Here is an 8,036-nt window from a genome sequence, read left to right as displayed (position 1 = left end):
CCGAATTTAATTGGCACCGGCATGAATTTGTTGTATTTTTTCAACAGTTCACGAATTTTAAAATCTTCTAAAAATTCTAAAGAATCTTCGGCAATGTGCAGAATGATTTCTGTTCCTCTGTCAGTTTTGTCATGAGGGACCAACGTGAATTCCGGACTACCATCACACGTCCAATGAGCAGCAGGTTCGTCTTTGTATGATTTGGTGATGATTTCCACTTTGGAAGCGACCATAAAAGCCGAGTAAAATCCTAAGCCAAAGTGACCAATAATACCCGAGTCTTTAGCAGAATCCTTGTATTTTTCTAAAAATTCTTCCGCACCGGAAAAAGCCACTTGATTGATGTATTTTTGAACCTCTTCGGCTGTCATACCCAATCCTTGGTCGGTTATATGAAGTTTTTTGTTTTCCTTATCGATTCTAACTTCAATTTTCGGATTGCCATATTCTACTTTCGCTTCACCAATACTTGTTAGGTGTTTTAGTTTTAAGGTAGCATCGGTTGCGTTAGATATCAATTCACGAAGAAAAATTTCGTGATCACTATATAAAAACTTTTTGATTAAGGGAAAGATGTTTTCTACTGAAACATTAATTTTTCCTGTTGTCATAATTAGCTATTTTATTTGTTAAACATTAGTAAAAAAAATATTTGCAAAAGAAGTACCAAAACTTAGAATCTGACAAATTGACGTATGGATTATACAAACTAATTAAATTATTGTGAAAATTCTATTTTTTATCTTTGTGTTGAAGCTAATAATTTTATTTGCGATGAAAAAAATACTCTTGTAAGGATTAATCTCCTTGTTAATATTTGCCTGCAAATCCAATCCGGCTAAACAATTAGATAACAGAACTGAAGCAGGAATGAAAGGAACATGGTCATACTTATCCTGGTTCAGATTATATTAAAGTAATATCTTTTGAAATGGCTGACTCACAATGTTTTGTAGGTAGTACTTGGAATTTTGTATCTAACAATAATAAAGGTGATGTAACTATTTCGAAAACCGGTTATGCAAGTTTCACTTCACCAATTACTTGGTATATTAATTTGGAAGGAAATTTTGTTATGAAAGTATTGAATGCTGACGAAAAAGCAAAAAAAGTTCGCAATGGCTATGTTTTGAAGTTAGCAATCAAACCGAAAATTCATTTCAATTGGTGGATCGAATAAATGTAGGCGGAACTTTAACAGATGTAGTTTATCAATTTATAAAACAATAAGAACATGAAAAACATAAAAATAATAATTGTTGTAATTGTACTTTTAATTGCATTTCCTTTTACAGGTTGTAAATTGGTTCAAAATGCTAATAATACGCAAAAAGGTGTGGCCATTGGTGCAACTACAGGGGCAATTATCGGAGGTATTTTGGGTAATAACTTAGGCAAAGGTGGAAATACCGCTATGGGTGCCGTGTTAGGCGGAGTAGTAGGAGGTTCAGTTGGAGGTGTTATTGGTAACAAAATGGACAAACAAGCCAGAGAAATTGAAGAAGCTTTGCCAGGTGCAGAAGTAGATCGCGTTGGCGAAGGTATTGTTTTAGTACTAGGTGAAAACTCGGTCAACTTTGATTTAAATAAATCAACTTTAACTAGTACGGCAAAAGCCAATTTAGACAAAATAATCCCGGTTTTTCAAAGTTATACGGATACCGACATTGTCATATACGGTTATACAGATAGCACCGGTCGTGTTGAATATAATCAAACTTTATCTGAACAAAGAGCTGCTACGGTTACTAGTTATTTAAACTCTAAAGGATTATTGGCAGTAGAATAAAAACCAAAGGAATGGGTGTAAATGATCCGATTTCCAGCAATGATACTCCAGAAGTAAGATCAAAAAATAGTCGCGTAGAGTTTACCATTACTGCTAATGAAAAGATGATTCAAGATGCTGAACAAGAAGTGAAAAATTAGTTTTTATAGCATTCATATTTTACGAAGGTTTTCATGACGGAAAACCTTTTATGTGCAATAAACTTTAACATATATTTTGTTTAAATAATTTGCATAAAACTTAAACAAATATTTATCTTTGTACTAGATTTAAAATCAATAAAAATGACCGCAGTAAAAAAAGCAGCACCCAAGAAAAAGGCCATCGATGACAATCAGTTAATTGAATTGTACATGAATCAGGTGCTGCAAAACAATGCAGAGCCCAAAAATGTATTCGTTTTTTGTCAGGAAAATAAAATTGTTGAAAGCGATTTTTATGCTTTTTACGGATCCATTGAAGCGTTGAAGAAAGATATCTGGGTGAAATTTTTCGAAAATGTTAAAAATACCATTGAAAACGACGAAAATTATTTGAGTTATTCCAATAAGAATAAGCTTTTGACGTTGTATTTTTCACTTTTTGAAATATTGACTTTGAATAGAAGTTACGTAGTTTTTGCTTTGAAAGAGGACAAAAATATGTTGAAGAATTTGCAACAATTAAAAGATTTTAGAAACCACTTTAAGAGTTTTATTTTAGATATGATAGATACGCAAAGTTCTGAAGAGGATTTCAAAGTCAATAAAATTGCCAAACCACTGTATGTAGAAGGTGCTTGGGTAGAATTCTTGTTTCTGATGAAATTTTGGCTTGACGATACATCCAAAGGATTTGAGAAAACGGACATGATGATTGAAAAAGCGGTGAAAGCTACTTTTGATGTGCTAGATACAACTCCAATTGATAGTTTGATTGATTTAGGAAAGTTTGTTTGGAAAGAAAAATTTAATTAGTACTATTGAAAACACTAGATAGAATACCCACCAATAAAATTGAACGTGCAGGTCAATTAGTTAAAACCGGAATTAAAGTCGGCGGAAATTATATTGCCTACTATGGTGAAAAAATGGTGAACCCCGGTTTAAACCGTGATAAATTGAATGAAAATAATGCAGAAGATATTTATGACGGATTAAAGAATCTGAAAGGTAGTGCTTTGAAAGTTGCTCAGATGTTAAGCATGGATAAAAGTCTGTTACCTAGGGCGTATGTGGAGCGATTTTCATTGGCTCAGTTTTCAGTGCCACCGTTGAGTGCACCGCTGGTTCGCAAGACATTTAAAAGTTATTTAGGGAAATTCCCTGAACAACTATACGACACCTTCACGCCGGATTCAATTAATGCTGCAAGTATCGGCCAGGTGCACAAAGCAACGAAAGATGGAAAAAATTTAGCTGTGAAAATCCAATATCCCGGCGTGGCGGAAAGTATTAGTTCTGATTTAGCTTTGGTAAAGCCTTTTGCTGTTAAAATGTTTAATTTGGAAGGGAAAGATTCCGATAAATATTTTAAGGAAGTAGAATATAAATTATTAGAAGAAACCGATTATGATTTAGAGTTAAAACAAAGTCAGTTTTTGTCAAAAGCATGTAAAAATATAGAAAACCTTCGTTTTCCGACCTATTATCCGGAATTGTCTTCTAAGAAAATTCTAACTATGGATTGGATGCAGGGTGAACATTTATCTGAATTCACCGCACACAATACTGATCGAGTGATAGGTGACAAACTCGGACAAGCTTTGTGGGATTTTTATATGTACCAAATGCATTATTTAAAACAAGTGCATGCCGATCCGCATCCGGGTAACTTTTTGGTTGATGCAGATGCCAATTTGATAGCCATTGATTTTGGTTGTATCAAACGAGTTCCTGAAGAATTCTATGTGCCTTATTTCGAATTGGCACGACCTGAGATTATTGATAACCCGGCGTTGTTCAGAGAGAAATTATTTGAATTAGAAATATTACGAACCGATGATTCACCGAAAGAAATAGCCTATTTCACCGGATTGTTTTACCAATTATTGAGTTTGTTTACCAAGCCGTTTCATGGTGAATTCTTTGATTTTTCTGACGAAGAATTTTTTGGAGCCATTGCTCAAATGGGCGAAGAATTTTCAAAAGACACGCAGTTGCGGAAGATGAACGGTAACAGAGGTTCCAAACATTTTTTATACATTAATCGAACGTTTTTCGGGTTGTATAATTTGCTTCATGATTTGAAAGCAAGAGTAAATACTAAGACGTTTCAAAAATATATTGCCAACTAATTTTAGTTGTTAGAATCGTTGTTTATTTATTGGTTAGGTTGATAAGAGCGACACTCGACGTTTGAGTAGGTCGCTCTTATTTCTTTTATCTAATTTGACTTACTTCAAAGAAGGTTTTATGGGAGTAATAAATTATCGTCCAATAACAATCCAATCTGTACCATCACTTTGAACTGTATATCGCTCGTTAGAATTTATAGTTGTAATAGTAGAACCCATGACATCATCATAAATCACACCACCACTAGTTGCTAATATTTTAGGACCTATACCATTGCTTCCTATAATAATGTAAACTTTTCCAAGATTTACAACTGCATTGGGAAGTGTCACTTGTGAAACACCATTAAAAACCCGTATAGTATATTCAGTCAATGAGACTATATAATTTCCTACAGCAGCACCAGTGGTTACATAAGGCATAACGGTATTAACGGGAAGAGTGGACCAACTTGTACCTCCTGCACCATTAGTACTCAAAATTTGTCCTAATGTTCCTCTTGTATTTGGTAAAGCGTAACCGTTTACACCCGCTGGATTATTAACTTGTAATGTTCCATTTACTCTAAGGATATTAGTATCAAACTCACCATAAATCAAAGCATTACTAGCATTGGCATTGGTGTTTTCAATAAACAATTTATTACTACTTGTACCTGCTTCTGAACTACCAGCTGCGTTACCTATCAAGACATTGTCAGTTCCTGAAGTTAAAGATATTCCAGCACGATATCCAACAGCGGTATTCCTTGTAGAACCATTACTAGCAGCTCCTAAAGCACCAGAACCTATCGCAACAGACTCAGTGATTACTCCAGTTCCTGTCATTGTATTATAACCTACTGCCACATTATTTATAGAGGCAGCTGAATTGACACCGGATAAGGCATTGCTTCCCACAGCTGTATTAAATCGGGTAGTACTTGGAACTAGTGTTAAAGCATTATATCCAATAGCTGTATTATTATTACCGCCATTTAGATTTGCTAATGCACCACTACCAACAGCGGTATTCAAAGCTCCAGTATCAGAAATTTGAGTGTTAATAGCTAAGGCATTAAATCCAAAAGCAGTGTTGTTAGCAGAGGTAGTATTTGCACTTAGGGCGTTTGTTCCAAAGGCAGTGTTATTTAATCCTGTATTGGCAGCTAAAGTACCAACACCAAAAGCGGTACTATTTGCACCTATAAAACCAGAAGCTACATTATTTCTTCTAAAAGCAACATCAAAATTATCAAGAGTTCCCATAAAACTACCGGCAGCTCCAACTGTATTTCCTGTGGTTAGCCAACCTGTTTGAACACCTGTAGAAAAACGAACCCATCTAAGAGTAGCTGTATTCCAAAAGTAGAAACCTGGTGTAACAGCATTTATACCTGCACCAACAGATACTGTATTATAAATTATTTCAGAATTTGCAGGAGTGATGACTGGTAATGCAGAATCTGCCCCAATTAATAAAGCAATTCTAGGAATCAATAAACCATTATTTGATGAAAAAATATCTAAAGCTCCCTGGGGTGCTAAAACATTTACTCCGATAGTTCTAGTAGTGTTTACACCAGCTGTGAGTGCACCGGTCATATTCCCAAAAACGGTATTCCCAATATTCAATTGGTCATTTACCCCAACAGCTGTAGCAGCAGTGCTAGCTCCAATCATGATGTTTCTTGAACCTGTTGTGAGGTTCGAACCAGCATTAACACCAATTGCAGTATTATCGGTACCTGTCGTATTTCTTAAAGCAGTAAAACCAACCGCAGTGTTATTGCTAGCAATAGTAGAAGTTGTTAAAGCATTTCTTCCAACAGCTACATTAGAACTTCCGGTAGTGTTAGAATAAAGTGCTCCCACACCAATAGCAGTATTTTCGTTCCCGGTCGAATTAGAGAATAAAACAGATTCACCGATACCAACATTTCTGTTACCCGAGGTTAAACTCGGCATGGTATTGGCTCCGAAAGCAGTGTTTCGAACACCCGTTTGTGCTAGTATGTTTACTGTTGGGTTTACTAATGAATTAGCCCCAAAAGAGGTATTTCCATTATTAAAAATAAATGTTACAGGAGTAAAAGTGGCATCTCCAATATAACCGGCTCTTAAGTTGTTTCGTCTAATGGCGAAATCCTGATTATCAGTTGTGCCAATAAAATTTGTTGCCGGTGTTGTACCGGCATTGCCTAATATGCTCCAGTCATTTGATACTCCTGTTGCTAGTCTTACCCATATCGTACCGTTCCAATAATAATAACCAGGGGTAACATCAGCAACAGTTGCAGAATTATAGACTAATTCTGAGATTGTTGGTGATGTTAGTGGCAATGCACTTGTGGTAATTGTTAATGCAACTCTTGGAATTAGTAATCCGTCTGTAGAAGAAGAAATGTCTAAAGCCCCATCAGGTGCTGTTGTGCCTATTCCTACTTGAGCTTTACCTATAACTATTGAAAATAGAACAATACAAACAGTTATAATTTTTTTTAAGCTTTTCATGATAATTTATTAAAATACTGAATTAAAAGTAATCTTATTTATTCTTAAGTTTGAAATAATAACGGACTACTTTGGATATGAAATTTTTATAAATTAAAATTTTATTGTCCGTTATTAGTCATAACCCTATAATGGTTGCTATCACTAGCCTGTCGAATAATTTTTCTTCAAAATACCGTCTATTAAGCTTGTAAACGAACTCATTTAGGTATAATTGTAAATATTTTTCTTTGATTTTATGAAAATTTCCTAGAAAATTTCTTTTGGCATTGCTAATTGCAATATGTACCCACTTTAAAGTTTCTACTGTTGTTTCTTTATTTGATTTTTCTGTAATATGAATTTCTACATAATTTGCAATATCAATAAATGATGTGCTTTTGTCTGTAAAAAGAATACTCTTTTCAGAAATTGATTCTTGGATTGTTTGGTTTATTTGCTCTGACGAATGATCAGTTAAAACTTTTGCTTTAAAATATCTACATTGATTAGATTTTTCACCTGTCTCAATATCTTCTATAACGGTTGATTCAGCCATAATGGCAACACTTGATTTTCCACCATCACCACGTTCACAGAATCCTTTTTCTTGTTCTATTTCAGAAGATTCAACTGTAAAATAATCTTCATCCAGTTCAATCATTCCTTCCAAGGTATAACGTGCATCTCTATTACCCATAGCTTTGCGAAGCTTATGAACCATCGACCAAACTGGCTCGTAACGTTTTAAACCTAATTGCTTTTGAATTTCTTTACTCGAAAATCCTTTTTTAGTTGCCGTTAATAAGAACATCGTTTTGTACCAAACCAAAAAGGACAAATTAGAACTTTGCATTATAGTACCACTTCGTAATGAAGTTCTACTTCTACATTTTTTACATTCATAACTCCATCTACTTCTAATCCAAAAATGTTCTTGGCTTCCACATTTGCAAATAACACCAAGTTTGTCTCTTTCTTCTTTAAAATGAAGTCTACAAGCTTCTTCACTTCCAAAATTTGCCGTAAAACTGAATAAATTCATCGCTTTTTTTTCAAATATAAGGCTTTTTATTTAATTATGGGTGATTACGGTCAATCAAAATTAAAAAATACCTCTCAGAAAAGAGAGGCATTTTTTAATCTAAATAAAATAGTTATTATCGTTTAACTACACGTACGTTCTGCATATTCTCCCCTTGAGTTACAATCACATTGTAAACACCAGCCGGGTAACGCTCGCCAATCGTTTGAGTAGATAATCCGTCTGCTTTGATTTCTTTGCTTTCAAGCAATCTTCCGGTCATGTCATAAATAGCTAGACTTACTGGGCTTGTATTACTTGTTTTCAAATCAATTGCAAAACTGTTTTGGAATGGGTTTGGATAAGCTACTGCTTTAAATTCACCCATTGGATTGTTTGAGTCAACAACTGGTCTAGTAAATGGTACAATTGGTGCTCCACCCGGTACTAAGATATTACAATCTTTTCCTAGATAG

At 34.5% G+C, this 8,036-nt stretch carries 7 protein-coding genes and 1 pseudogene; 4 read left to right on the top strand and 4 right to left on the bottom strand.

Features of this window, described 5'->3' with window-relative positions; genetic code table 11:
- The coding region (locus tag ACIQ2Z_RS12050) for an ATP-binding protein (protein WP_396184408.1) at positions 1-611 on the bottom strand (611 nt) is incomplete at its 3' end.
- A 320-nt stretch (positions 612-931) separates the two neighbouring features.
- Between ACIQ2Z_RS12050 and ACIQ2Z_RS12045 the strand changes: the two genes are divergently transcribed.
- The 4 genes and pseudogenes from ACIQ2Z_RS12045 (at position 932) to ACIQ2Z_RS12030 (ending at position 4,064) form a co-directional block, all read left to right on the top strand.
- Positions 932-1,180, top strand: a complete 249-nt coding sequence (locus ACIQ2Z_RS12045; protein WP_396184406.1) for a hypothetical protein — start codon at positions 932-934, stop codon at positions 1,178-1,180.
- Positions 1,181-1,234: 54 nt separating this feature from the next.
- Positions 1,235-1,929, top strand: a pseudogene (locus ACIQ2Z_RS12040) (OmpA family protein).
- 144 nt (positions 1,930-2,073) lie between these two features.
- A complete protein-coding gene (locus ACIQ2Z_RS12035) occupies positions 2,074-2,745 on the top strand; it encodes a TetR family transcriptional regulator C-terminal domain-containing protein (RefSeq protein WP_396184405.1) in 672 nt (223 codons plus the stop codon).
- Between the two features lie 5 nt (positions 2,746-2,750).
- Positions 2,751-4,064, top strand: coding sequence for an ABC1 kinase family protein (locus ACIQ2Z_RS12030; protein WP_396184404.1), 1,314 nt, complete (start codon positions 2,751-2,753; stop codon positions 4,062-4,064).
- 132 nt (positions 4,065-4,196) lie between these two features.
- On the opposite strand, the gene ACIQ2Z_RS12025 is transcribed toward ACIQ2Z_RS12030, so the two are convergent.
- The 3 genes from ACIQ2Z_RS12025 to ACIQ2Z_RS12015 all read right to left on the bottom strand — a co-directional run.
- A complete protein-coding gene (locus ACIQ2Z_RS12025; RefSeq protein WP_396184403.1) occupies positions 4,197-6,557 on the bottom strand; it encodes a beta strand repeat-containing protein in 2,361 nt (786 codons plus the stop codon).
- 118 nt (positions 6,558-6,675) lie between these two features.
- On the bottom strand, positions 6,676-7,581 hold the full coding sequence (locus ACIQ2Z_RS12020; protein ID WP_396184402.1) for an IS1595 family transposase: 906 nt from the start codon (positions 7,579-7,581) through the stop codon (positions 6,676-6,678).
- Positions 7,582-7,696: 115 nt separating this feature from the next.
- Positions 7,697-8,036, bottom strand: a 340-nt coding sequence (locus ACIQ2Z_RS12015) for a T9SS type A sorting domain-containing protein (RefSeq protein WP_396184401.1), incomplete at its 5' end; no start/stop codon positions are given.

The sequence above is a fragment of the Flavobacterium sp. genome (assembly GCF_044361015.1).
In the GTDB taxonomy this organism is placed as follows: Bacteria; Bacteroidota; Bacteroidia; order Flavobacteriales; family Flavobacteriaceae; genus Flavobacterium.
The sequence above is the reverse complement of the archived record's forward strand: the minus strand, read 5'-3'. Positions and strand labels throughout refer to the sequence as shown.